The sequence below is a fragment of the Blastococcus sp. PRF04-17 genome (genome assembly GCF_023016265.1).
Classification (GTDB): Bacteria; Actinomycetota; Actinomycetes; order Mycobacteriales; family Geodermatophilaceae; genus Blastococcus_B.
On the sequence record NZ_CP095412.1, the window covers coordinates 2366452 to 2391363 of the forward strand.

24 protein-coding genes, 2 tRNA genes and 1 pseudogene are annotated in these 24912 nt (G+C 73.8%); 5 read left to right on the top strand and 22 right to left on the bottom strand.

Going from position 1 to position 24912, the window contains the following annotated elements; genetic code table 11:
* Nucleotides 1–58: 58 nt before the first annotated feature.
* From pth to MVA48_RS12040, 5 genes and pseudogenes are all read right to left on the bottom strand, one after another.
* Nucleotides 59–412: pseudogene (pth, locus tag MVA48_RS12020) on the bottom strand (aminoacyl-tRNA hydrolase); the annotation flags it as partial.
* 101 nt (nt 413–513) lie between these two features.
* Nucleotides 514–1230 carry a 50S ribosomal protein L25/general stress protein Ctc gene (locus MVA48_RS12025; protein ID WP_246980640.1) on the bottom strand — a complete coding sequence of 239 codons (717 nt, stop codon included), beginning with the start codon at nt 1228–1230 and terminating at the stop codon, nt 514–516.
* Nucleotides 1231–1536: 306 nt separating this feature from the next.
* On the bottom strand, nt 1537–2517 hold the full coding sequence (locus MVA48_RS12030; protein ID WP_246980641.1) for a ribose-phosphate diphosphokinase: 981 nt from the start codon (nt 2515–2517) through the stop codon (nt 1537–1539).
* Between the two features lie 14 nt (nt 2518–2531).
* Nucleotides 2532–4016: a bifunctional UDP-N-acetylglucosamine diphosphorylase/glucosamine-1-phosphate N-acetyltransferase GlmU gene (gene glmU / locus MVA48_RS12035; RefSeq protein WP_246980642.1), complete on the bottom strand. Its 1485-nt coding sequence runs from the start codon at nt 4014–4016 to the stop codon at nt 2532–2534.
* A gap of 30 nt (nt 4017–4046) precedes the next feature.
* Nucleotides 4047–4119, bottom strand: a tRNA-Gln gene (locus tag MVA48_RS12040).
* 224 nt (nt 4120–4343) lie between these two features.
* Here MVA48_RS12040 and MVA48_RS12045 point away from each other — a divergent pair.
* Both MVA48_RS12045 and MVA48_RS12050 read left to right on the top strand, forming a co-directional pair.
* Nucleotides 4344–5333 carry an acyl-CoA desaturase gene (locus MVA48_RS12045; protein ID WP_246980644.1) on the top strand — a complete coding sequence of 330 codons (990 nt, stop codon included), beginning with the start codon at nt 4344–4346 and terminating at the stop codon, nt 5331–5333.
* 61 nt (nt 5334–5394) lie between these two features.
* Nucleotides 5395–6024, top strand: coding sequence for a TetR/AcrR family transcriptional regulator (locus MVA48_RS12050; RefSeq protein WP_246980646.1), 630 nt, complete (start codon nt 5395–5397; stop codon nt 6022–6024).
* Here the strand turns inward: MVA48_RS12050 and MVA48_RS12055 are convergent.
* The 10 genes from MVA48_RS12055 to rsmI all read right to left on the bottom strand — a co-directional run bounded on the left by MVA48_RS12055 (nt 6021) and on the right by rsmI (nt 15476).
* Nucleotides 6021–6929: a 4-(cytidine 5'-diphospho)-2-C-methyl-D-erythritol kinase gene (locus tag MVA48_RS12055; protein ID WP_246980648.1), complete on the bottom strand. Its 909-nt coding sequence runs from the start codon at nt 6927–6929 to the stop codon at nt 6021–6023. The genes MVA48_RS12050 and MVA48_RS12055 overlap by 4 nt on opposite strands.
* Nucleotides 6926–7654: a 16S rRNA (adenine(1518)-N(6)/adenine(1519)-N(6))-dimethyltransferase RsmA gene (gene rsmA / locus MVA48_RS12060; protein WP_246980650.1), complete on the bottom strand. Its 729-nt coding sequence runs from the start codon at nt 7652–7654 to the stop codon at nt 6926–6928. Before rsmA ends, MVA48_RS12055 begins: the two co-directional genes overlap by 4 nt.
* 131 nt (nt 7655–7785) lie before the next feature.
* Complete coding sequence (locus MVA48_RS12070; protein WP_305852257.1) at nt 7786–8883, bottom strand: resuscitation-promoting factor; 1098 nt, start codon at nt 8881–8883, stop codon at nt 7786–7788.
* Between the two features lie 383 nt (nt 8884–9266).
* On the bottom strand, nt 9267–10103 hold the full coding sequence (locus MVA48_RS12075) for a hypothetical protein (RefSeq protein WP_246980652.1): 837 nt from the start codon (nt 10101–10103) through the stop codon (nt 9267–9269).
* Between the two features lie 101 nt (nt 10104–10204).
* Nucleotides 10205–11026: a TatD family hydrolase gene (locus tag MVA48_RS12080; RefSeq protein ID WP_246980654.1), complete on the bottom strand. Its 822-nt coding sequence runs from the start codon at nt 11024–11026 to the stop codon at nt 10205–10207.
* A complete protein-coding gene (locus MVA48_RS24490; RefSeq protein WP_256461062.1) occupies nt 11023–11784 on the bottom strand; it encodes a class I tRNA ligase family protein in 762 nt (253 codons plus the stop codon). Before MVA48_RS24490 ends, MVA48_RS12080 begins: the two co-directional genes overlap by 4 nt.
* A 2-nt stretch (nt 11785–11786) precedes the next feature.
* The gene (locus MVA48_RS24495) at nt 11787–12815 is read right to left on the bottom strand and encodes a methionine--tRNA ligase (RefSeq protein ID WP_256461063.1); all 1029 of its coding nucleotides are present in this window, start codon (nt 12813–12815) and stop codon (nt 11787–11789) included.
* 37 nt (nt 12816–12852) lie between these two features.
* Nucleotides 12853–13506 carry a hypothetical protein gene (locus MVA48_RS12095; RefSeq protein WP_246980656.1) on the bottom strand — a complete coding sequence of 218 codons (654 nt, stop codon included), beginning with the start codon at nt 13504–13506 and terminating at the stop codon, nt 12853–12855.
* Between the two features lie 142 nt (nt 13507–13648).
* Entirely contained in the window at nt 13649–14518 is an 870-nt protein-coding gene (locus tag MVA48_RS12100) for a DUF559 domain-containing protein (RefSeq protein WP_246980658.1), read from the bottom strand.
* 118 nt (nt 14519–14636) lie between these two features.
* Nucleotides 14637–15476, bottom strand: coding sequence for a 16S rRNA (cytidine(1402)-2'-O)-methyltransferase (gene rsmI, locus MVA48_RS12105; RefSeq protein ID WP_246980660.1), 840 nt, complete (start codon nt 15474–15476; stop codon nt 14637–14639).
* 41 nt (nt 15477–15517) lie between these two features.
* On the opposite strand from rsmI, the gene MVA48_RS12110 reads away from it, so the two are divergent.
* Entirely contained in the window at nt 15518–17044 is a 1527-nt protein-coding gene (locus tag MVA48_RS12110; protein ID WP_246980662.1) for a dolichyl-phosphate-mannose--protein mannosyltransferase, read from the top strand.
* Nucleotides 17045–17104: 60 nt separating this feature from the next.
* On the opposite strand, the gene MVA48_RS12115 is transcribed toward MVA48_RS12110, so the two are convergent.
* From MVA48_RS12115 to MVA48_RS12145, 7 genes are all read right to left on the bottom strand, one after another.
* The gene (locus MVA48_RS12115) at nt 17105–18418 is read right to left on the bottom strand and encodes an aminotransferase class V-fold PLP-dependent enzyme (RefSeq protein WP_246980664.1); all 1314 of its coding nucleotides are present in this window, start codon (nt 18416–18418) and stop codon (nt 17105–17107) included.
* A 189-nt stretch (nt 18419–18607) separates the two neighbouring features.
* Nucleotides 18608–18760, bottom strand: coding sequence for a hypothetical protein (locus MVA48_RS12120; RefSeq protein ID WP_246980666.1), 153 nt, complete (start codon nt 18758–18760; stop codon nt 18608–18610).
* A gap of 60 nt (nt 18761–18820) precedes the next feature.
* A tRNA-Ala gene (locus MVA48_RS12125) sits at nt 18821–18897 on the bottom strand.
* Nucleotides 18898–18978: 81 nt separating this feature from the next.
* The gene (locus tag MVA48_RS12130; protein WP_246980668.1) at nt 18979–19650 is read right to left on the bottom strand and encodes a hypothetical protein; all 672 of its coding nucleotides are present in this window, start codon (nt 19648–19650) and stop codon (nt 18979–18981) included.
* A gap of 165 nt (nt 19651–19815) precedes the next feature.
* A complete protein-coding gene (locus MVA48_RS12135; protein WP_371821243.1) occupies nt 19816–20433 on the bottom strand; it encodes a GNAT family N-acetyltransferase in 618 nt (205 codons plus the stop codon).
* A gap of 1 nt (nt 20434) precedes the next feature.
* Nucleotides 20435–21922 carry a molybdotransferase-like divisome protein Glp gene (gene glp, locus MVA48_RS12140; protein ID WP_246980670.1) on the bottom strand — a complete coding sequence of 496 codons (1488 nt, stop codon included), beginning with the start codon at nt 21920–21922 and terminating at the stop codon, nt 20435–20437.
* A 30-nt stretch (nt 21923–21952) separates the two neighbouring features.
* Nucleotides 21953–22897 (bottom strand): UTP--glucose-1-phosphate uridylyltransferase, encoded by a 945-nt coding sequence (locus MVA48_RS12145; protein ID WP_246980672.1) that lies wholly within the window; start codon nt 22895–22897, stop codon nt 21953–21955.
* A 26-nt stretch (nt 22898–22923) separates the two neighbouring features.
* Between MVA48_RS12145 and MVA48_RS12150 the strand changes: the two genes are divergently transcribed.
* Together MVA48_RS12150 and MVA48_RS12155 are read left to right on the top strand one after the other, a co-directional pair.
* Nucleotides 22924–23517 carry a 5-formyltetrahydrofolate cyclo-ligase gene (locus MVA48_RS12150; RefSeq protein ID WP_246980674.1) on the top strand — a complete coding sequence of 198 codons (594 nt, stop codon included), beginning with the start codon at nt 22924–22926 and terminating at the stop codon, nt 23515–23517.
* 30 nt (nt 23518–23547) lie between these two features.
* On the top strand, nt 23548–24897 hold the full coding sequence (locus MVA48_RS12155; protein WP_246980676.1) for an SLC13 family permease: 1350 nt from the start codon (nt 23548–23550) through the stop codon (nt 24895–24897).
* Nucleotides 24898–24912: the final 15 nt, after the last annotated feature.

Genomic DNA, 24912 nt, shown 5'->3' on the forward strand with positions numbered 1-24912 from the left:
CGGCCGGGGGCCGGCCGATGCCGACGCGCACCCGCAGGTAGTCCTTGGTCCCGGTCGAGCGGGTGACCGAGCGGAGGCCGTTGTGGCCGCCCTCGCCGCCGCCGCGCTTGAGGCGGACGGCCGCGAACGGGATGTCGAGCTCGTCGTGGACGACGACGAGATCGTCGACCGGGAGGTGGTGGTAGTCGAGCAGGCCGCGGACCGGCCCGCCGGACTCGTTCATGTACGTGAGCGGGCGCGCGAGGACGACGCGGCGGCCGGCCAACCGGCCCTCGCCCGAGACGGCGCGCGCCCGCGCGCCCTTGCCGGGCGACAGCTTGATGCCGGCGCGGCGAGCCAGCTCCTCGAGCACCATGACACCGACGTTGTGCCGGTTGCCCGCGTAGCCCGGGCCGGGATTGCCGAGGCCCACGACCAGGAAGGGGCCCTCGGAGGGTGCGGACGCCTCGGGGGCGCCGGCGGTGCCGGCGCCCCCGAGGGTCGTGCCGTCGGTCAGGGGATGTCCTCTTCCGGTCAGCCGTTGTCCGCGGACTTCTCGGCGGAGTCCATGGACTCGCCACTGCCCTGGTCCTGGGGCTCGGGCACGACGTCGCCCTCGCCGGCGCCGTCGGCCGCCTCGCCGGACTCCTCGCGCTCGATGCCGGCCTCGGCCTCGGCCTCCTCCAGCTCGGCCTCCAGCGCCTCGGCGGTCGGGGCGGCCATCAGGTTGACGACCAGCGCCTCGGCGTCGGTGAGCAGGGTGGCACCGCGCGGCAGCGTGAGGTCTCCGGCGGTGAAACCCTCGCCGACGCCGCGGCCGGTCACGTCGACCTCGATCGACTCGGGGATGCTCGTGGCGGCCACCTGCACCGAGACGGTGTTCAGCTCGATGCTGACCAGCGTGTCGGGGCCGGTCTCGCCGACCACGACGACCGGCACGTCGACGGTGACCTTCTCGCCGCGGCGGACGATGACCAGGTCGACGTGCTCGTGGGTGCGCTTGAGCGGGTCGCGCTGCACGGCCTTGGTCAGGGCCAGCTGCTCCTTGCCGTCGAGGACGACGGTCAGCAGGGCGTTGCTGCCCCCGTTGCGCAGGGCGGCGGCGAACTCGCGGGCCGGCAGCGACAGGTGGACGACGTCCTGGCCGTGGCCGTAGAGGACGGCGGGGATGCGACCCTCGCGGCGGGTGCGGCGGGCGCTGCCCTTGCCGAACTCGGTGCGGGTCTGGGCTTCGAGGCGGAAGTCGGCCACGGTGATGTGCTCCTCAGCGGATGGATCGGTCTGCGGGCCGGCGCACGAGCGCGGACACACCGTCAGGGCCGTAGAACCACCGGGGCATGCACGTCGATCACGGAGAAACGGGTCTCCCTCGCCGGGCAACCATGTCAATGTACCCGGCCTCCGGCCGGGCGCCGCGGCCACGTGCCGTTCCCCGGCTGCGACGAGCCCTTCTCTCGCGCGTCGGGGGACCCTGCGGGCCCCCACTCCGCCCGACGCTCCGCTGGGCCCGGCGCCGCCTCGAGGACCCTGCGGGCCCCGCTCGGCAGCACCGATGGACTAACTGGCTCCGTCGAAGAGGCTGGTGACGGAGCCGTCCTCGAAGACCTCCTTGATCGCCCGGGCGAGCAGCGGGGCGATCGAGAGGATCGTGAGCTTGTCGAACAGGCGCTCGGGCTCGATCGGCAGCGTGTTGGTGACGATGACCTCGCTGATCTTGCTGTTCTTCAGCCGGTCGACCGCCGGGCCGGAGAGCACACCGTGGGTCGCGGTGACGATGACGTCGGCCGCGCCGGCCTCGAAGAGCGTCTCGGCGGCCTTCACGATGGTGCCGCCGGTGTCGATCATGTCGTCGACCAGGATGCACACCCGGCCCTCGACCTCGCCCACGACACGGTTGGCGACGACCTCGTTGGGCCGCAGCGGGTCGCGGGTCTTGTGGATGAACGCCAGCGGGACGCCCCCGAGCTTGTCGCTCCAGCGCTCGGACACCCGCACCCGGCCGGAGTCCGGGGAGACCACGGTGAGCTCCCGGTCGCCCCAGCGCTCGCAGACGTGGCCCACGAGCAGGTCGAGGGCGAAGAGGTGGTCGACGGGTCCGTCGAAGAAGCCCTGGATCTGGGCGGTGTGCAGGTCGACGGCCATCAACCGGTCGGCGCCGGCGGTCTTGAACATGTCGGCGACCAGGCGCGCGGAGATGGGCTCGCGGCCGCGGTGCTTCTTGTCCTGCCGGGCGTAGGGGAAGAAGGGCGCGACGACGGTGATCCGCTTGGCCGAGGCCCGCTTGAGCGCGTCGACCATCAGCAGCTGCTCCATGAGCCAGGTGTTGATGGGCGCGGTGTGGCTCTGCACGACGAAGGCGTCGCAGCCGCGCACCGACTCCTCGAACCGGACGAACAGCTCGCCGTTGGCGAACTCGTAGGCGGCGGTCGGCGTGGGGGTGACGCCGAGGTGGCCGGCGATCTCGTCGGTCAGCTCGGGGAAGGCCCGCCCGGAGAAGAGCATCAGGCTCTTGCTGGTCGCCTGCCTGATCGCGCTCATCGGCTTCGCCGTCCCTACTCGTCGGTGTCGTGACCGGGGTCGCCGGCGGGGCTCTCCGCCCGGCGCTCGGCAGCCTCCGCGGCCCGTGCCGCGGGCGACCCTGACCGACGGCGACGCACCCAGCCTGCCACATTCCGCTGCGGTGACCGTGCGACGGCCATGGCCCCGGGGGGCACGTCCGAGGTGATCACCGACCCTGCCGCCGTGTAGGCGCCGTCCCCGACCGTGACCGGCGCCACGAGCATGGTGTCCGAGCCGATGCGCACGTGGTCGCCCACCGTGGTGCGGTGCTTGGCGACGCCGTCGTAGTTGACGAAGACGGTGGCCGCGCCGATGTTGGCGCCGGTGCCGATCGTGGCGTCCCCCACGTAGGAGAGGTGCGGCACCTTGGAGTCCTCACCCACCTCTGCGTTCTTCGTCTCGACGAAGGCGCCGACCCTCGACCGCGTCGCGAGGCGGGTGCCGGGCCGCAGGTAGCTGAACGGGCCGACGGACACCCGCGGACCGATGTCGGCGCCGAGGCAGTGCGACCGCAGCACGGTGGCCTCCTCCCCCACCCTGCAGTCGGCCAGCGTGGTGTCCGGCCCCACGACGGCCCCGGCGGCGACCGACGTCGTCCCCTTGAGCTGCGTGCCGGGCTCGAGGACGACGTCCGGCGCCACGGTGACGGTCACGTCGACCCAGGTGGTCGACGGGTCGACGACGGTGACGCCGGCGCGCATGAGGCCGTCGAGCAGGCGCTCGTTGAGCGTCCGCCCGCGGTCGGCGAGCTCGCGCCGGTCGTTGCAGCCGAGGACGTCGTCGGGGTCGCCGGCCACGAACGCGCCGACCGGAGCGCCGTCGGCGACGAGCAGCACGACGACGTCGGTCAGGTACTGCTCGCCCTGGGCGTTGGCGGAGCCGACGCCGGCGAGGCTGCGCCGCAGGGCGGCGGCGTCCGCGACGTAGACACCGGCATTGATCTCCCGGATGGCCCGCTGCGCGTCGGTGGCGTCCCGCTCCTCGACGATGGCCTGGACGCCACCGTCCGCGCCGCGGACGACGCGGCCCAGCCCGGTGGGGTCGTCGACCTCCGCGGTCAGGACCGTGAGCAGGCTGCCCGCCCGCTTGTGGGCCGCGACGAGGTCGATGACCGTCGTCGCGCGCAGCAGCGGGGCATCCCCGTTGAGGAGCAGGACCGGGCCCTCGATGTCGGACAGCGCCGACAGCGCCACCGCGGCCGCGTGCCCGGACCCCAGCTGCTCCTCCTGGACGACGGGGACCGCCGCAGGCGCGATCTCCCGCAGGTGCTCCTCCACCGCCTCGCGGCCCGCGCCCACGACGACGACCGTGGCTGCGGCGGCGAGCGGCTCGGCGGCGGCCAGCACGTGGCCGAGCAGGCTGCGGCCGCCGATCGCGTGCAGCACCTTGGGCGTCGCCGAACGCATGCGGGTGCCCTGGCCGGCGGCGAGGACGACGACCGCCGCGACGGCCGGTTCGGATGTCTCCTGCGGGGTCACGGGTCTCCTCGGACGGCATCAGGGTCGGTGCTGGGGGACTCGGACTCGAACCGAGACTGCACGGCTCCAAAGGCCGGCGGGCTGCCGATTACCCCATCCCCCACCCGCGGCCCGGGCACGGACGACCGCCCGGAGGGCGCCGCGGAGGCGCCGAACGTACTCGGCACCTTCGGCGAGCCTAGGGCCGGGACGCCGGAGAGGCACCAATGGGCACCGGGGGCTCCGGTCGCCGTCCTCCCTACGGTCCCGTAGGTTCCGCCCTGTAGTCGCGGCGCCGTCGGTCCAGGACCGCACGCACGGCCGATCGATCAGCGCTCAGGAGTCCAGTTGTCCGCACCCGCCCTCACCCGGCCCATGGCGCCCCCGCTCGCGGAGCCGCATGCCGGCTTGCCCGCCAACGCGATCGGCAGGCACAAGAGCCACCTCGAGATCGTCACGCTCTACGTGATCGTGCTCGTCCCGTTCCTGGCACTCGCCGCCGTCGTCCCCGCGGTCTGGGGCTGGGGGCTGTCCTGGCTGGACGTCGGGTTGGCGGTCGGCTTCTACTACCTCACCCTGCTGGGCGTGACCGTGGGCTACCACCGCCACTTCACCCATGGCTCGTTCAAGGCCAAGCGCCCGCTCCGGCTGGCGCTGGCCGCCGCCGGCTCGATGGCGATCCAGGGGCCGGTCATCCAGTGGGTGGCCGACCACCGTCGGCACCACGCGTTCGCCGACCGGGCCGGTGACCCGCACTCGCCGTGGCGCTACGGCACCGACCTCCGGTCACTGCTCAAGGGCATGTGGCACGCCCACCTGGGGTGGACGTTCGAGCGCCGCAAGACCAACCAGGCCCGGTACGCCCCCGACCTGCTCAAGGACGCCGCCCTCGTGACGACGAGCAAGCTGTTCGTGGTCTGGGCGGCCCTCAGCCTCTTCCTCCCCGGCGTCATCGGCGGTCTGGTGACGGGCACCTGGGCAGGGGCATGGTCGGCGTTCTTCTGGGCCGGCCTCGTCCGCATCGCGCTGCTGCACCACGTCACGTGGTCGATCAACTCGGTCTGCCACGTCGTCGGCAACCGTCCGTTCGTCTCCCGCGACCGCGCGACCAACTTCTGGCCGCTGGCGATCCTCAGCGGGGGCGAGTCCTGGCACAACCTGCACCACGCCGACCCGACGTGCGCCCGTCACGGCGTCCTGCGCGGGCAGATCGACATCAGCGCCCGGGTGATCTGGATCTTCGAGAAGTTCGGCTGGGCGCGTGAGGTGAAGTGGCCCGACCCGGTCCGGCTGGCAACCAAGCGCCGCACCCCGGCTGCCGCCGCGACGTCGAGCTGAAGAAGCCCCCTCGCCCGCTCGGGGCGGTGCCCGGGTGGGCGTCGAGGGCAGGATGGCTCCCATGAGCAGCGGCGCCCAGCGTCCCCGCGTCCGGATGACGGGCGCCCAGCGGCGTCAGCAGCTGCTCGAGATCGGCCGCGAGCTGTTCGCGCAGAAGGGCTTCGAAGCCACCTCGATCGAGGAGCTCGCGGCCCGGGCCGACGTCAGCAAGCCCGTCGTCTACGAACACTTCGGCGGCAAGGAGGGCCTCTACGCCGTCGTCGTCGACCGCGAGATGCAGGCGCTGCTCGAGCGGTTCACCTCTGCGCTGTCGGCTCCCGGGCACCCGCGCGAGCTGCTCGAGCGCGCCGCGCTGGTGCTGCTCGACTACATCGAGGAGGACACCGACGGGTTCCGGGTGCTCACCCGCGACGCGCCGGTGACCAGCGGCGTCGGGGGGTTCTCGTCGCTGATCGGCGAGGTGGCCCGCAAGGTCGAGCACATCCTGGGTCGGCAGTTCGAGGCCCGGGGCTACGACGACGGGCTCGCCGAGCTCTACAGCCAGGCGCTGGTCGGCATGGTCGCCCTCGTGGGCCAGTGGTGGCTCGACACCCGCTCACCCGGCAAGCACGAGGTGGCCGCCCATCTGGTCAACCTCGCGTACAACGGCCTCGCCCACCTCGACCCGCACCCGGGGCTGCGCGCCCGCTAACCGATCAGGCGGGCGCCCGGCACCGGGCCGTGGACGGCGCGCACGGTGCGGAAGACCCCGGCGCCGGCGAGGGCGGCCGCCAGCCGGACCGCTGACGGCTCGTCACGCGCCAGGGCCGCCACGGTGGGCCCCGACCCGCTCACCAGTGCCGCCGCCGCCCCGGCGTCGGTGGCGGCCCTGAGTGCTCGTCCCAGCTCGGCCCGCAGCGACAGAGCCGGCGCCTGCAGGTCGTTGTGGAGGGCCTCGGCCAGCTCGTCGGGCACGCCGCTGCGCAGGGCCGCGAGCACCGGCTCGGCGGGCGCCAGGTCGGTTCCCTCGGGGAGCCGGCCGGCGGCCCGCAGGCGGTCGAGCTCCCCGTACACGGCCGGCGTGGACAGCCCTTCCCCGGCGATGCCGAGCACCCAGTGGCTCTGCGCTCTGGCCAGGACCGGAGAGAGCCGCTCGCCGCGGCCCGCGCCGAGGGCCACCCCGCCCGCCAGGCTGAACGGCACGTCGCTGCCGAGCTGGGCGGCCAGGACGGCGAGGTCCTCGCGGCCCGCCCGGGTACCCCAGAGGGCGTCGAGCGCGACCAGGGCCGCCGCGGCGTCGGCGCTGCCACCGGCGAGGCCCGCCGCGGCCGGGATGGTCTTCGCGATCGCGAGCTCGGCGTCCGCCGGGACCCCGGCCGCCGCGGACAGCAGCTCGGCGGCCCGCCAGACCAGGTTGGTGCGGTCGGCGGGGACGACGTCGGCGCCCTCGCCCGTCACCGACAGGGCCAGCCCCTCACCGGGCCGGGCGGTCACGGTGTCGAACAGCGAGACGGCGAGGTACACCGTGCGCAGCTCGTGGAAGCCGTCGGGCCGCAGCGGCCCCACACCCAGGTGCACGTTGACCTTGGCCGGGGCCTGGACCACGACGCCGGTCACGGGCCGACCGGTTCGGTAGCCGCGAGCCGGGCGAAGTCGGTGACGGTCAGCTGCTCGCCGCGGGCGGCCGGGTCGATGCCCGCGGCGCGCAACCGTGCCTCCGCGGCTGCGGGACTGCCCGCCCAGCGGGCGAGACCGGCACGCAGGCTCTTCCGGCGGGACGCGAAGGCCGCATCGATCACGTCGAACGTGGCGCGGCGGTCCCCCGGCGGTGGCGGGCGGCGGACCAGCGCGACCAGCCCCGAGTCGACGTTGGGCTGAGGCCAGAACACCGTGCGGCCCACCGCTCCGGCCCGACGGACCTCGCCGTACCAGGCGGCCTTGACCGACGGCACGCCGTAGGCGGGCGAGCCCGGCGCGGCGGCCAGCCGCTCGGCGACCTCGGCCTGCACGAGCACGAGCGCCCGGTCCAGCGTCGGCAGCAGTTCCAGCAGGGTCAGCAGCACGGGGACGGCGATGTTGTAGGGCAGGTTCGCCACCAGCGCCGTCGGTGGCGGACCGGGGATCTCCCGGATCCGCAGGGCATCGGCTTCGACGACCGTGAGCCGGCCGGTGAGGTCGGGACGACGGGCCGCCACCGTCTCCGGCAGCAGGGCGGCCAGCCGTGGGTCGATCTCCACGGCTACGACGCGGTCGACGACCGGCAGCAGCCCGAGCGTCAGCGAGCCCAGCCCGGGCCCGACCTCGAGGACGACGTCCTCGGGGACGAGGTCCGCGGTGCGCACGATCCGCCGGATCGTGTTGGCGTCGTGCAGGAAGTTCTGGCCGAGGGTCTTCGTCGGCCGCAGGTCGAGCCGCTGGGCCAGTTCGCGGATGACCGCCGGGCCCAGCAGCCCGTCGTCAGCAGCCGATCGGCTCAGCGGGGGAGGCCGAGCTTGGACGCGCAGCCCGGCCAGTCGCCGAAGCCGCCGCGCGCGGCCCGGACCTTCTCCGCGATCGCGATCTGCTGTTCCCGGCTGGCCTGGTGCGGCAGGCCGGCGCCGCCGTACGCCCGCCACGTGCCGGGGCTGAACTGGAGCCCGCCGTAGTAGCCGTTGCCGGTGTTGATGGCCCAGTTGCCGCCGGACTCGCACTGCGCCAGCCGGTCCCAGACGCTGCCGTCCGCGACTGCCGGAGCAGCCGGGCGCTCCTTGGTGCCGACCGTGACCTGCTCGGCCACGGGCTGCCGGGTGACCCTGGTGTTGAGCGTCTGGCGGGCGCTCTCGACCCCGTCGACGATCGTGACGCGGAAGCTGGTGACCTGCTCGCCGTCGACTCCCGAGACGGTCACGGTCTCCTCGCCCTTGAACGAGTCGGGGTCAGGGGTCTCGACCCGCTCGTGCGGGATCGGAGCGGCCGCCTGCACCTCCTGGACCTGCACGCGGAACACCTGGAGGCGCATGCGGTTGAGCAGGCCCTGCTCCAGGAAGAGGCTGGTCCGGTCGGTCTCGCTGAGCGTGATGTCGTGCTCGGCGAGCAGCTCGCCGGCGGTGGCGGCCGTGGTGCGCACGACGCGCTCCTGGCCGTCGGCGACCAGCACGATCTCCTTGGGCGTGGTGACCGTCAGCGCCATGCCGTCGAGGGGGAGGCGCTCGCTGCGGCTGGCGGAGAGGACGAGCCCCTCCTCGCGCAGGCCGAGCTGGTCGAGGGCGTCGTTCACCGACAGCGCGGTCACGTAGACCTCGCGCGAGACGCCGTCCACCGTGAGCTGCAGCGGGCGCGCCCGGTTCAGGATGACGGCGTCGCCGTCGGCGACGGGCTGGGCGGGGTTCGGGAGCACCACGTCGTGGGCGGCGGGCTCCAGGCCCTCCTCCTCGAGCACGTCGCCGACCGTGGCGGCATAGGTGCCGACCTCACGGACCTGCCCGTCGACGGTCAGGGTCACGGACTTCTCGGCGACGAAGTAGGCCAGCGTGCCGCCGACCAGTCCGAGCAGGACCACGGCGAACAGACTGAGCTGGAGAGAGCGGCGCACAACACTTCCACGGGGTCACAGAACCCGGGCAGGAGAACGGGCACGCCGTCCGAGGACGACGCGCCTGCGTGGTCCGCTCCGGACGGCAGCCGGCGAGAGCGTCAGCTCCCGGTCGGTGAACTCCGCCCGGGTCGGTCTCCACCCCGGCTGTCGGTCACGACACGATAACGAACACGGTGCGAGTGGCAAATGATGCGCATCGAGTGAAGCAGAGCCCGTGGTGGGCAGAACGTGGGCGCGCCGACACGGTGCGTGAGTGACGTGCCGGGTGGGACCGGTGTGACGGCTGGGACGGAGCCCCATCTCCCCGTGACCAAGGCCACAGCGTGGGAACGGGCCCGATGGGGCACGAGGGCCGGGTTCGGTGGGGTTCGGTCGGGTTCTCAGCCCGCCAGTGCCCGGGCGCTGGAGTGCACCGGCCGCAGCCAGGTGACCAGGAAGCCGGCCACGGCGGCACCGGCGGCCAGGGCCGAGAAGCCACCCGCGACGAGGATCACCGGCAGGAAGTCGTAGCCCTCGGTGACTCGGTCGGGGTCGATGCCGGCACGCAGCAGCAGCGTGCCGAGCGGCAGCAGGGCCAGCACGCTCGTGGCGGCCGTGACCAGGTGTGCCGTCCAGGTGCGGAGGGCCTCGTCGACGGGGACGTCGGCGCCCTCGGCGGGCAGCGGCCGTACCAGCGCCCGCAGCAGGGCGATCTCGGCCAGCAGCCAGGCGGTCACGGGGGCGACGAGCACCGCCCAGAAGACGGCATCGGACAGCTCGCCCGCCCGCTGCAGGACGACGGCGGCGGCCACGTCGCCGGCGACCACGACGCGCATGATCCCCACGAGCCAGCCCGAGATCAGCTCCGCCCGCCGGGGGCGACGGGGCGGGGACGAGAGCTTCCACCGAGGACGGGGGCGGGTCGCCTCGGCGAGCAGCACTCCGGCCAGCAGCCCGAGGACGAGGACGGGCAGCCAGAGGAAGACCGACGCCTCGGCGAAGAGGACGACGGTGGCGATCACGCCGGCCAGGCCGAGCAGCAGGCCGAGCCGGCGCACCCGTCGTCCGTGGAGGGCCTGGCGGTGCAGCGCGCGCATGCCGTCGGCGGTCGGCTCGGCCAGTTCGACCGAGCCGGCGGCGACAGCGCGTCGGCCCGCCGCCAGCCACCACTCGCGCGCCAGGAGGACGCCGGGCACGAGCACGGCGATGAAGAGCACTACGGCGATGAGACGGCCCACGGTGCCAGTGTCCCCCGTTTACGGCGCGCTGGTGGCGGGCTCGGGCTCCCAGGTTCCGAAGACCCGCTCCGCCGTGGCGCCGATCCCCGCGCAGAGCTCGGTCAGCTCGACGCCGGTGATCTCGGCCAGGGCGCGGACCGTGTGCGGGACGAGGCGCGAGGCGTTGGGCGGCCGCGGTGCGGCATCGGTGTCAGGAACGGCGCGTCGGTCTCGACCAGCAACTGGTCGACCGGCGTGACGGCGGCGGCCGCCCGCAGGTAGCCGGCGTTGCCGAAGGTCACCGTGCCCGCGAACGACAGCACGAAGCCGCGCTCGATGCAGGCCTGCGCGAACGCGGCGTCGCCCGAGAAGCAGTGCATCACGACGTGCTCGGGCGCCCCCTCGTCGTCGACGACGCGGAGCACCTCCTCGTGGGCGTCCCGGTCGTGGACGACCAGGGCGACGCCGCGCTCCTTCGCGATGCGGATGTGCGCCCGGAAGGAGCCCTCCTGCGCCGCCCAGCCCTCCTCTCCGGTGCGGTACCTGTCCAGACCGGTCTCCCCCACCGCCCGCACCCGCGGCAGCGCGGCCAGCCGGTCGATCTCGGCGAGGGCGTCGTCCGTGGCCTCGCCCGAGCCGGCCTCGTTGGGATGGATGGCGACGGCGGCGAGCACGTTCGGGTGCCGGGCAGCCAGCTCCGCCGACCAGCGGGACGACGCCACGTCCACACCCACCTGCACCAGCCGCGGGACGTTCACCGCGACCGCCTCGGCGATCTCGGCGTCGACGTCCTCGGTGGTCGAGGTCGGGCCGCCCTCCGGGCGGAAGCCGTCGAGGACGATGTCGAGGTGGGTGTGGCTGTCGACCGCAGGCCCCGGCAACGGCTCCGGGGACGGTGGCGGCTCACCCCGCCGGTTGGCCCGGGCGGACGCCGACCGGCTCACGAACCGCCCTCGAGCCGGGCCAGTTCCTCGTCCACGATCGACGGGTCGAGCTTGGTGAAGACCGGCGTGGGCGGGCTGAGCGGCGTCCCCGGTGGGAGGGGGCGGGAGGCCCACACGGCCTGACCGTCGTCGTAGTTCCCGGTGATGATCGGGTACGGCGAGCCGTCGTCGAGGTCGGTGACCTCGTCGATGCGCGGCGCCGGCGACCAGACGCCCGTGCCGCCGAGCAGCTCGTGCACCTTCTGCGCCGAGTGCGGGAGGAACGGGGTCAGCAGCGCGTTGCAGTCGCTGATCGCCTGCAGGGCCGTGTGCAGCACCGTGTCGCGGCGGGCCGGGTCCTCCTTGAGCTTCCACGGCGCCTGGTCCGACAGGTACTTGTTGGCCTCGCCGACGACCCGCATGGCCTCGGTGGCCGCGGCCTTCTGCCGGTTGCGGGCCAGCAGGTCGCCGATCGGCGCGAACGCGCCCTGGGTGGTGGCCAGCAGCGCCCGGTCGGCGTCGGTCAGGTCGCCGGGAGCGGGGACGGCGCCGACGTTCTTGGCCGCCATCGACACGCTGCGGTTGACCAGGTTGCCCCAGCCGGCGACGAGCTCGTCGTTGTTGCGGCGCAGGAACTCCGCCCAGGTGAAGTCGGTGTCCTGGTTCTCCGGGCCCGCGACGGCGATGAAGTACCGCAGCGCGTCGGCGTCGTAGCGGGCGAGGAAGTCGCGCACGTAGATGACGACCTGGCGGGAGGAGGAGAACTTGCGCCCCTCCATCGTCAGGAACTCGCTGGAGACGACCTCGGTGGGCAGGTTGAGCCGCCCAGGTCGCCGGGGGTGCCGCCCTTGTCGCCCTCGCCGTTGTAGCCGAGCAGCTGCGCGGGCCAGATCTCGGAGTGGAAGACGATGTTGTCCTTGCCCATGAAGTAGTAGGCGTCGGAGTCGGGCGTCTGCCACCACTGCCGCCACGCGTCGTCGTCCCCGGACCGGCGGGCCCACTCGATGGACGCCGACAGGTAGCCGACGACGGCGTCGAACCAGACGTAGATGCGCTTGTCGGGCCGGTCGCGCCAGCCGTCGAGCGGCACCGGCACGCCCCAGTCGATGTCGCGGGTGTAGCTGCGCGGCTTGAGGTCGTCGAGCAGGTTCACGCTGAAGTTGAGGACGTTGGGCCGCCAGCTCCTGCGGGTGGCCAGCCAGTCGCCCAGGGCCCGGGTGAACGCCGGCAGGTCGAGGAAGTAGTGCTCGCTCTCGACGAACTTCGGCGTCTCGCCGTTGATCCGGCTGACCGGATTGATCAGGTCGGTCGGGTCGAGCTGGTTGCCGCAGTTGTCGCACTGGTCGCCGCGGGCGCCGTCGTAGCCGCAGATGGGGCAGGTGCCCTCGATGTAGCGGTCGGGCAGCGTGCGGCCGGTCGACGGGCTGATCGCGCCGAGCGTCGTCTTCGGGAAGACGTAGCCGTTCTTGAGCAGTCCCAGGAAGATCTCCTGGCTGACCTGGGCGTGGTTGACCGTCGTCGTGCGGGTGAACAGGTCGTAGCTCAGCCCGAGGGACTGCAGGTCCTGCACGATGATCCGGTTGTTGCGGTCGGCGATCTCCCGGGGGGTGACGCCCTCGGCGTCGGCGGCGACGGTGATCGGCGTCCCGTGCTCGTCGGTGCCGCTGACCATCAGCACCTTGTCACCGGTCATCCGCCGGTAGCGGCTGAACACGTCCGAGGGGACGCCGAAGCCGGAGACGTGGCCGATGTGCCGCGGGCCGTTGGCGTAGGGCCACGCGACGGCGGTCAGGATGTGCCGATCACTCACGGGCTCACAGTACGGAGCCCCGTCCACCGCGTACGGGTCAGTCCTGGGTGAAGACCGCCGACGCCGGCTCGCCCGCGGCGCCGCCCTGCACCGGGGTCACGATCGCGACCGCGCACAGCGAGGCGCCGATGAGCCCCAGGGTCACGGTGGCGAGCAGGCGGTGCGACTGCACCGGGTCCGGACGACCGACGCGGAGGCGGGGGCCGGCGGCGATCCAGGCCCGCGACGAGGGCGCACCGACGAGGAGCAGCTTGGCGATCGGCACGGCCAGGGCCAGCAGGCCGAGCGCCGGGACCGGGAGCGAGGTGGGGTTCTGGAAGGGCAGGACGGTGGCCGCGACCAGCAGGCCCGCGACCAGGGTCATCTCGGCGTAGGCCAGACCCATGAGGAGGTTGCGGCCGGCGCCGTCGATCAGGGCGGCGCCGCTGCCGGCGCAGAGCACGATCCAGCCGGCGAGGACGACCAGACCACCCGCGACGAGCCAGCCACCCGTCGCGACCGACGACAGGACGGCGTCCAGGCCGGTGAGCGCGACGGCCAGCAGGCCCAAGGCCTCGACGACGGCGAGGGAGCCGGCGGCGACGACGGCCACGGGCAGCCGGCGGGCGGTGGCGCAGGGCGTCGAGACTGCAGCCCCCGCCGCACCGCTGACCTGCGGTGCTGCGTAGGTGCCGAGGACGCTGATCGCCATACGGGTCTGCTCGGCCCGATTCCCGCTCGCCTGAAGAGCCTGCCGCGTGATCTCACCCGAGAGGGTGACGGCTGAGGCACCCGCTCCGCGGTTGTGCGCGTGTCCACCTCATCCGCACGACATGGCGTGGACGGGCGAACAGTCACAGCCCGAGTGCGGCCGCGATCTCGGCGATCAGGTCGTCCGGCCGGTACAGGTGCCCGGCCGTCACGAAGACGACGGTCCAACCGGCCGCCCGGAGCCGGTTGAGTCGACGGCGGTCCTTCGCGAACTGCTCGTCCTTCGCGTGCCAGAGGCCGTCGTACTCCACGGCCACCTTGCGGTCGGGCCAGGCGAAGTCCACGCGAGCGACGCGCTCCCGGCCGGCCATGACCTGGAACTGGGCCACCGGCGCCGGGAGGCCGCTCCGCAGGATGAGCAGGCGGAGCCGCGTCTCCTGCGGTGACCCCGCCAGGCCGTCGGCCAGTGCACAGACGGTCCGCGCCCGCGACGAGCCGGGGCCCCGCGCGGCTGCGGCCAGTGCCCGGATCGGGACGAGGTCCACGACGCCGGAGGCCACCATCTGGTCCACGGCGACCACCGCGTCGTCTCCGGGAATGGCCGCCGCGAGCCGCAGGGTCGTGGCCAGGGAGGTGGTGACAGGGAGGCTCATCCGCCGCCACCGGTGCTCGGGCGGGATGCTCGCACGCCGGACGACGAGGCCCGGGTGCCGTCGGGGTGACGACGACGGAGGGATCGTCACTTCGACGTCGTCCATGGGACCCGCGAGTTCGACGCCCCAGAGCACGGCCGCGCTCCTGCCGGTGACGACCGCGTCCGGCAGGAGGAGGCAGGCGGCCTCCGCCCGCAGTTCGTGGGTGACCGGGACGTCCGCGTGCGCGTAGACGTCCCGCCACAGGCGGCGCCAGGTAGGGCCGTCGAGCTGTCGCCGGGTGAGCAGACCTGCTCGGACGGCCGACGATCCGCGGAAGACACCGCTGCGCACGGAGTCGGGGACGGCGGCCGGTCGCACGCCGGAACCCTCTCCGAATCGCGCGTCACCCGTGGCGGACTGTCCACAGGCCTGGCCGTTGTTCACGGATCCACCTCATCCGCCGGAGATGAGGTGGACCAGCGAACAGTCGCGGCGGCTACGTCCCCTTCGCGGCGAGGACGGCGTCGTACACCGTCCGCTTCGGCAGTCCCGTGCGGACGACGACGGCGCGGATCGCGTCCTTGCGCGTGGCTCCGGCCGCCTCCTCCTCGGCGACGGCGGCGGCCAGTGCGGCGGCGTCCATCTCGACCGGCGCCGGGATCGCCCCCGCGACGACCAGCGTGATCTCGCCGCGCACCCCGTCGGCCGCCCACGCGGCGAGCTCGGCCAGCGGCCCGCGGCGGACCTCCTCGTAGGTCTTCGTGAGCTCGCGGCACACCGCCGCCTCGCGGGACTCCCCGAAGGCGGTCGCGAGGTCGGTCAGGGCGTCGGCCAGCCGGTGCGGCGACTCGAAGAACACCATCGTGCGGCGCTCGTCGGCGAGGCCGGCCAGCAGCGACCGCCGCTCACCGCCCTTGCGGGGCAGGAACCCCTCGAAGCAGAAGCGGTCGACGGGCAGCCCGGACACCGCGAGCGCCGTGGTCACCGCCGACGGCCCGGGCACCGAGGTCACCGGGACGCCGGCGTCGATGGCCGCCCGCACGAGCGTGTACCCCGGGTCGGAGACCGACGGCATGCCGGCATCGGTCAGCAGCAGGACGGTCGCGCCGTCGGCCAGCGCGGACAGCAGACCGGGCAGCCGCGAGCGCTCGACCGACTCGTGGAAGGTCACGACCCGCCCGCCGAAGGTCACGCCGAGGTCGGCGGCCAGCCGGTGCAGCCGACGGGTGTCCTCGACGGCCAGGACGTCGGCCGAGGCGATGACCTCCCGCAGCCGTGGACCCACGTCGCCCGGCTGCCCGAGGGGGGCGCCGCCGAGCACCAGCCGTCCCGTCACGTCGGAGAGCCTGTCACGGCGATCTCACTACCCTGACGGACATGGCGGTCCTGGCACCCGAGCGGGCGGACCCGGAGCCGCAGCCCCGGGTGCCTCCGTCGGTCCGCCGCCGCCCGGCGCCGCGGCCGGTCCGCGACCGGACCCCGCCGCTGCCCGCCGACACCCGCCTGTCGTGGCTGCTGACCGCCGTCCTCGCCCTCGCCAGCCTGCTCAGCCGGCTCTGGGACATCTCCTACCCCAAGGACCTGCTCTTCGACGAGGCGTACTACCCGCCCGAGGCGAACGAACTGCTGACCTGGGGCTTCGAGTACAACCGTGGCTACTCGTTCATCGTCCACCCACCGCTGGGCAAGTGGTTCATCGCGGTCGGCGAGCAGCTGTTCGGCGTCAACTCGTTCGGCTGGCGGTTCCCGTCGGCGGTCGCCGGCGCGGTCGCGGTGGTCATCCTGGTCCGCCTCGCCCGGCGGCTGACCGGCTCCACCGTCCTCGGCCTGGTCGCCGGGTTGCTGCTGGCGCTCGACGGGTTCTCCTTCACCCTCTCGCGCATCGGCCTGCTCGACGTCTTCCTCCAGGTGCTGGTCCTCGCCGCGGTCGCCTGCCTGGTCGTCGACCGCGACCGGATCCGGGCCCGCGTGCGGGCGGCGGCGGACGTGGGCGCGTCAGGTTTCCGGCTCGGCCCGCGCGGATGGCGGATCGCCGCCGGCGTGCTGTTCGGGGCGGCGTGCGCGGTGAAGTGGAGCGGCGTCTGGTTCCTCGCGTTCTTCGCCGTCCTGTCGCTGTTCTGGGACCGCGCCGCCTGGCGCGAGGCGGCGGTGCCCCGGCCGACGCTGGTGGCCGCCCGCCGGGGACTCCCGGGTGCGCTGTGGGCGCTGGCCGTCGTCCCGGTGCTCACCTACCTGGCGTCGTTCACCGGGTGGTTCCTCGGCGAGACCTCCCAGGGCAAGGCGTGGGCGCAGCAGAATCCCGACACCGCCTACCCGTTCGTCCCGGACGCCCTCCGCTCCCTCTGGCACGAGCACGCCAAGTGGCTGGAGTTCCACAACGGTCTGAGCACGCCGCACCCGTGGGAGTCCGGGCCGTGGTCATGGCTGGTCACCGGTCGGCCGATCCTGCTCTGGAACCCGCAGGGGCTCACCGACGCGGCCGGTGACCAGGTCGTCCGGTACATCCTCATGGTCGGGACGCCGACCCTCTGGCTGGTCTTCGCGCCCGCGCTGCTCTGGATGCTCTGGCGCCTGGTCGCCCGCCGCGATCCGGCTGCGCTCGTCGTGCTGACCGGCGTCGCCGCCGGCTGGGGGACCTGGTTCCTCAACCTCGACCGGACGATGTTCATCTTCTACATGGCCCCGGCGCTGCCGTTCTTCGTGCTGGCAGTGACGCTCGTCCTGCAGGACGTCCTCGGCCCGCCGCACGGGGATCCGTTCCGCCGCCAGGTCGGGCTCGGCGCGGTGTGCCTCTACCTGGCTCTCGTCGCGGCGACCTTCGTCTTCTTCTACCCGGTCCTCACCGGGCAGCCGCTCTCGCACTCGGACTGGCTGCTGCGGATGTGGTTCCCCTCCTGGTTCTGAGCCATGGCCGGGACCGTGCTGACCGAGGTCGGCTCGGGCCTCCGACCGCCCCCGCTGCCCTCATCCCCGCATCGGTGCCCGCGGCGTGGGGACCGGCCCGGGTGACACCGCGATCCGTCGCAGCACCTCCCCGACCAGCGCGATGTCGGCGGCCGGCGTCGCCGGGTTGCAGCTGATCCGCACGGCTCCCGGCAGGCGCTCGTACCGGTCGGCGCGAGCGTCCTCGTGGAACTGGCGCACCTCCGCCTCGCTCAACCCGAACAGCCGCGTGAGGTACGGGTGCGCGCAGAAGCAGCCGCTGCGCACCCCGATGCCGTGAGCCGCGAGCCGCGATCCCACGTCGGCGTGCGGGATCCCGTCGATCACGAAGGCCGCCACCGGCAGCCGGTCACCTGAGACCGGCCCGAGCCGGCGCAGGCCGGGGACGGTCGCGAGTTCGGCGTCCAGCAGCCGCACGAGGTCGGCCTCGGCGGGCAGCCGCGCCGCCCAGGTGCCGGCGAGCTCCTGTGCGGCGGCGACGAGCGCCACGACACCGACCACGTTCGGCGAGCCCGCGTCGTCCCGGTCGGGGCAGTCGGCCCACACGACCTCGTCGAACGACACCGCCTTCACGGTTCCGCCGCCCACCAGGAACGGCTCCCCGTCGCTGGGCAGGCGTCGCGGGACGACGAGCGCGCCCGCACCGAAGGGGGCGTGCATCTTGTGCCCGGAGAACGCGAGGACGTCGATGCCGGTCCCGGTCATGTCGACCGGCCGGTGCGGCACCAGCTGGGCACCGTCGACGACCACGAGGACGCCTCGTTCCCGGGCCGCCCGCCCGATCGCGGGCAGGTCCGGCAACCAGCCCGTCACGTTCGAGGCGCCGGTCACCGCCAGCACGCGGGGCCGCGGCCGCTGGTCCAGGGCGGCGACCACGGCGTCGGCGTCGAAGGTGCCCCGCTGGTCGACCTCGACGATCCGCAGCCGGGCGTGCCGCCGCCAGGGCAGCAGGTTGGCGTGGTGCTCGACGGCGGTGGTCACCACGACGTCGTCCGGGGCCAGCTGCAACCGGTAGGCGAGCACGTTGATCGCCTCGGTGGTGTTCCTCGGGAAGAGCGTGACGTGGGTGGCCGGGTCGGCGCCGGCGAAGCGCACGACGTCCTCCCGGGCCTGCTCGTAGCGGGCGCTGCAGTACTGCGACTTCGCCCCCGCACCCCGGTGCACGCTCGAGTACCAGGGCAGGAAGTCCTGCACGGCGGCGAGCACCGCCTCCGACGCGGACGTCGTGGCGGCGGAGTCGAGGTCCACGTACCGGCGCTGCAGGCCGCCGGCCAGCGGCACGCTGACGTCCCCCCCGACCAGCCCCGATCGTGACGTCTGTCGGGGAAGCGTCATCGGAATCAGGCTCCTGGCGTGGCCCGGCCCATGTGTCCGGGCGAGCGCTGGCCGACGCTACTCGCGCGGCTCGGATCTCCGAAGTGACTTACGACCCGGCGGGAGGACCGCCGTCGACCGGGCCACGGCGGCCGAGGTACCAGAGCCCGAACGCGGCGAAGGCGACGCCGAGGACGACGGCCACCACGATCATGACCTGGGCGACCACGCCGCCCCGGACCACACACCCCGCAGGCCGTCGAAGATGAACCACAGCGCGATGGCGACGACGGCCAGCCGGCCCAGCCACCGGACGCGGGTGGCCTGCTCCGACTGCGGCGACGGTTCGCCCTGCGTGCCCACTTCGGCCCTCCCGGATGTGCGAGACGCCGCCGGGGCGGCCCCGACGGCGTCTGCTGAAGGTGGTGGAGCTGAGGGGAGTTGAACCCCTGACCCCCTCGATGCGAACGAGGTGCGCTACCGGACTGCGCCACAGCCCCTTCGAGCGGAAAGGATACCCGAAGCCCGGCGCCCCTCCCGCAGGGTCCCGCCGCGGATTCGCGAACGGCGGTTGCAGGACCTCAGGCGTTGGCGACCCGGCGAGGCTGGTACTCGTCGATGTCGGCGAACCCGATGTCGTCGTCGTCGAGGCCGACCACGGCGCTGTGCTGCCAGCCGACGGGCGCCGGCTGACGAGCGACGACGCGGCGGCCGATCGGCAGGTCGTGCACCGGCGCCAGCGGGACGCTGGGGTGCGGCAGGCCGGGCAGGCTCTCCTGGGCGACCGTCTCGTGGACGGCCTCCTGCGGCACCGGAACCGAGTGCCGCAGCGCCTCCCGGGCCGCGGCCCGGGCGGCGCGACGGGCGGCCAGCCGTTCCCGGCGGGCGACCTTGCGCAGCACCAGCAGGTAGCCCACGACGGCGGCGTCGAGCAGCGCCTGCAGCGGCCACAGCCAGGCGCTGTAGACCAGCGCACCCACGAACGCGAGGGCGGCCAGCGCGGCCAGGCCGGCCAGCGTGCGGCGCCGGAGCGCGTGGACGTCGACCTGCAGCTCACCGGTGGTGCGCAGCAGGTCCCGGTCGATGGAGACGCGCTCGGTGTCGGCGTGGACGACGGGGTCCACGGTGCGACGCCGCTGCAGCGTCCGACCGGAGTCGGCAAGCCCGGTCCGGTCCCCCTGCGCATCGCCGCGGGTCACCACCATGGGCACCAGCACGACGAACCACAGCACGACCAGAGCGGCCAAGAGCACGCCCGATCCCATTCGAACACCACCTGTCACATGAGTCACTCGCGACGGTGAGGTTATGCAGGTGGGCCCCCCGATCGAGGGAGGCGCGCGGTGTGTCGCGGAGGGTTCTGTGGCCGCTGTGACGACTGGGGCGTGTCGCGCCCGACTCGTCGCCGCCCGACGCCCTCAGCGTGGTATGCGCTCCTGCCACCTCGCGAGCACGCCGCGCGGCAGGTCCTCGGCCAGCAGCGAGAAGGACAGGTGGTCACGCCAGTCGCCGTCGATGTCGAGGTAACGGCGCAGCAGCCCCTCCTGGGTGAAGCCGAGGCGCTCGACCAGACGCCGGCTGGGCAGGTTTTCCGGGCGGATGTCGGCCTGGACCCGGTGCAGCCCGCCGGCGCCGAAGGCGTGGTCGCAGACCAGCGCGACCGCCAGTGACGCCATCCCCCGCCCGGCGACCCGGCGGTCGACCCAGTAGCCGAGGTAGCCCGACCGGAGCGCCCCCCGGACGATGTTGTCCACGGTCACCTGTCCGGCGAGCCGCCCCTCGACCCGGACGGCGAACGGCAGCGACGTCCCCAGCCGGGCCCGCCGGGCCACGGCCCGGCGCATGCCCCGGTAGGAGGTCGGGGTGTGCCGCTGCTGCCACGGCACAGGGGACGACGGCTCCCAGGGACTGAGCCACGACTCGTTCGCCTGCCGCAGCCGGGCCCACTCGGCGGCGTCCCGACGGCGCAGCGGATGCAGCTCGACCGGTCCCCAGCCGAGCGTCGCGGGCCAGCCGGGGTGCAGCGCGGGCTCCAGGTCAGCCGCCCAGCAGCAGGGGCATCACGGTGACCAGCCCGCCGGCGGCGACCTCGGTCACGTCCTCGTCGATCACGATCAGGCAGTTCGCGGTGGCCATGCGCGCCAGGAGCGCCTCGGTGCCGTCGCCCACCGGCTCGACGACGTAGCCGCCGTCGGGGTGCCGCATGACCGTGCCGTGCAGGTACTGCCGGTAGCCGAGCGGCGAGATCAGCGGCTGCCCGGAGATGGCCTGGACGGTGCGGCGGAACAGCTGCCGCTTGCCCAGCATGAGGCGGATGGCCGGGCGCACGAACACCTCGAAGGCGACCAGCGCGGCCACCGGCTCGCCGGGGATGCAGATGACGGGGATCTGGTCGCGGCCGAGCCGGCCGAAGCCCTGCGCCGGACCGGGGTGCATGGTGACCTGGCGGAAGCGCATCTCGCCCAGCTCGGCGAGCACCTCCTGCACCATGTCGTAACCGGTGCTGGCGAAGGTGCCGGCGATGAGCACCAGGTCGCTGCGCAGCAGCTGGCTCTCGATGACCTCCGACAGCCGGCGCTTGTCCGACGGCAGGATGCCCGACCGGTAGGCCTCCGCACCGGCGTCGCGGGCGGCCGCCGCGAGGGCGTAGCTGTTCACGTCGACCACCTGGCCGGGGGCGGGGACGGTGCCGACGTCCACCAGCTCGGTGCCGGCGCAGAGCACCGCGATCCGCGGCCGGGGCCGCACGAGAACCCGCTCGCGGCCCACCGCTGCCAGCAGGCTGATCTGCGCCGGCCCGATCGGCGTCCCGACCTGGACGGCGGGGCTTCCCGGCGCGACGTCGTCCCCCGTGCGGCGGACGTAGCTCCCGGCCGGCGGACCGGCCTGCACCGCCACCCGGACCTCGCCCTGGTCGGTCCAGACCGCGGGGACGACGACGTCGGCACCGGTCGGCAGCATCGCGCCGGCGGCGACCTTGAGGGCCAGACCCGGGCCGATGGACGACGGCGCACCGGCGCCGGCCACGCTCTCCCCCACGACGGCCAGCTGCACCGGCGCGGCCACCGTCGCGTCGGCGACGTCCTCGGCGCGGACGGCGTAGCCGTCGAGCGCGGCCTGGTCGAACGCCGGCAGTGCGCGCTGGCTGACCACCTCCTCGGCGCACAGCAGGCCCTGGGCGTCGAGGACGGCGAGCTCGATCGGGTCGGGCTGCGGAACGGCGGCCAGGATCTCGTCGAGGTGCCGCTCGACCGTGCGGATCGTCGCCAGGCCCTCGGACAGCTGCGGGAACGCGACGGGCGCCGAGGCGCGGTCGGCGGTCCGGGGCGCCGGCACCGGCTCCGAGGGCGCCCGCTCGACGCCGCGCGCGTTGGCCGCGGGCGCCACCAGCCGCCCGCCCGACGGGCGGGGCGGTGCCATGGGCATGTCGACCTGCGTCGTGTCCCGGTGCCCCCGGAACATCCCGCCGGTGCCGTTGGTCGTGGAGTGGCCCGTGGGGTGGCCGCCCTCGATCGAACCGCTCATGTGCCCGATGGTGCCCTCGTCACCGCCGGTTCAGGACGGCGACGCGCCCTCGGCGGGCAGGTCGGCCACGAACTCGTGCAGCCAGGAACGCAGCGGGGGGCCGAGGTCGTCGCGCTCGCTGGCGAGCCGGATGACCGCCTTGAGGTAGTCGAGCCGGTCGCCGGTGTCGTACCGCCGGCCGCTGAAGACGACGCCGTGCACGGGCTCGCCGCGAGCGACCAGCGTGGCCAGTGCGTCGGTCAGCTGGATCTCGCCGCCGCGGCCGGGCTCGGTCGCACGGAGCACCTCGAAGATCTCCGGTGCCAGGACGTAGCGGCCGATGATCGCCAGGCTGCTGGGTGCCTCGTCGACCGGCGGCTTCTCGACCAGCCCGGTCACGGTCACGACCTCGTCACCGTCCAGGACGGCGTGCTCGCCGGGCTCCACGGCGACCGCGCCGTACTTGTCGATGTTCTCCCGGCCCACGTCGAGCAGGGCGATGACGCACCCGCCGTGCTCGGCCTGCACGGCGAGCATGTGCTCGAGCAGGTGGTCGCGGGCGTCGATGAGGTCGTCACCGAGCAGGACGGCGAACGGCTCGTCGCCCACGAACGCCGCCGCCTGGAGCACCGCGTGCCCCAGGCCCCTCGCCTCGCCCTGCCGCACGAAGTGGACCTGCGCGACCTCGGTGGAGGCGTGCACCGCCGCCAGCCGCTCGGCGTCGCCCTTCTTCTCCAGGGCCGTCTCGAGCTCGGGGTGCCGGTCGAAGTAGTCCTCGATGGCGGCCTTGTTCCGGCCGGTCACCATCAGCACCTCGGGCAGCCCGGCGCGTGCGGCCTCCTCGACGATGTACTCCAGCGCCGGCCGGTCGACGACCGGCAGCAGCTCCTTGGGCACCGCCTTGGTGGCGGGCAGGAAGCGCGTGCCCATCCCGGCGACGGGGATCACGGCCTTGCGCGCCGGTCGGGGGGTCGGACGGGCACCGGGCTCGGACATGGCGGCACTGTAGCTAGCCTCTTCCGGTGCCCCCCGGACCCGAGGTCGGCGACCCGAAGTCCGACCTCCGGGTGCGGCGGCTCACGCGCCGGCGCGAGCGGTCGCCCGAGGATCGGGCCGCCGCGGCGGCCGCGCTGACCGCCGCCCTGCTGCGCGGGCTCGCCGGCGTCCGGACGATCGCGGCCTACGTGCCCGAGGAGGAGGAGCCCGGCCACGGCCGCATCCCGGCCGCCTTCACCCAGCTGGGCGCGCGCGTCCTGCTGCCCGTCGTGCCGGCCGTCGGGTACGAGCTGGCCTGGGCGGTGGACACGGGCCGGTTGGCTCCCGGCCGGTTCGGGCTGCTCGAGCCGCTCGGCCCGAGACTGGGCCCGACCGCGGTCGGCACGGCCGACGCCGTCGTGGTCCCGGCGCTGGCGGTCGCCCGGGACGGCGTCCGGCTGGGCCGGGGCGGCGGCTACTACGACCGGGCGCTGCGGCACGCCCGCGCGGACGCCGCGGTCGTGGCGGTGGTCTTCGACGACGAGCTGGTCGACGAGCTGCCGGCCGAGCCGCACGACCGGCGGGTCACCGCCGTGGTGACCCCCTCCGGCGGTTGGCAGGCGCTACCCGCGAGTCGGTGAGACCGTGATCGGGCCTCAGCCTCCGACGTCGTGGGAGGGACCGTGTCCCCCGAGATCGTCACCATTCTCGCCCTGGTCGTGATCTTCGCGATCGCCACGTTCCTGCCGATCAACATGGGGGCGCTGGCGTTCGTGGCCGCGTTCGTGGTGGGCACCCTGTCCGTGGGCCTGAGCACCGACGAGATCATCGGCGGGTTCCCCGCCGGGCTGGTGCTGACCCTCATCGGCGTCACGTACCTGTTCGCCATCGCGCAGAACAACGGCACGGTGGACCTGCTCGTACGGGGAGCGGTCCGGCTGGTCGGCGGCCACGTGGCCGCCATCCCCTGGATCATGTTCTTCGTCACCGCGGTGCTGACCGCGATCGGCGCGCTGTCGCCCGCGGCGGTCGCGATCATCGCGCCGATCGCGCTGAGCTTCGCCGCACGCCACGGGATCAGTCCGCTCCTGATGGGCATGATGGTCATCCACGGCGCCCAGGGAGGCGGGTTCTCCCCCATCAGCGTCTACGGCGTCACCGTCAACCGGATCGTCGCCGACGAGAACCTCCCCGGCAGCCCGCTGGCGGTCTTCCTCGGCGCCCTCTTCTTCAACCTCGCCATCGCGGTCGTGCTCTTCTTCGTGCTCGGCGGCCGCAAGCTCATCGGCCGCAAGGTGGAGGCGGAGCCCGTGGCGCACGCCGAGCACGCGCACGGCACCGTCGTCCGGGGTCACGGGGCCGCGCCCGGCCCGGGCGTGGGCGGGGACGACGACGACCACCTCCACCCCGACGTCGCCCGGCCCGTGCGCTTCGAGCAGATCCTGACCCTCGTCGGGCTGGTGGTGGTCGCCGTCCTCGCGCTCGGCTTCGACCTCGACATCGGCTTCGTGGCGATCACCGTGGCCGTCGTGCTCGCCCTGTTCTCCGCGCGGCAGCACAAGGGCGCGGTGGCTCAGATCAGCTGGTCGACCGTCCTGCTCATCGCCGGCGTCCTCACCTTCGTCTTCGTCCTCGAGGAGGCGGGCACGATCGACTACGTCGGCGACGCGGTCATCGGGCTCGGCGTGCCGCTCCTCATCGCCCTCCTGCTGGCCTACATCGGCGGCGTGGTCTCGGCCTTCGCGTCGTCGACGGCGATCATCGGGGTCGCCATCCTGCTCGCGGTGCCGTTCCTGGAGTCCGGGGACATCAGCGCCGTGGGCGTCGTGGTGGCCCTGTCCGTGGCCTCGACCATCGTCGACGTGAGCCCGTTCTCGACGAACGGCGCACTGGTGCTGGCCAACGCCCAGGACGTCGACAAGGACCGCTTCTACAAGCAGATCCTGGCCTACGCCGGCATCGTGGTGGCCGTCGGTCCGCTGCTCGCGTGGCTGGTGTTCGTCGTCCCCGGTTGGCTGTAGGCGAGGCTCCTTAGG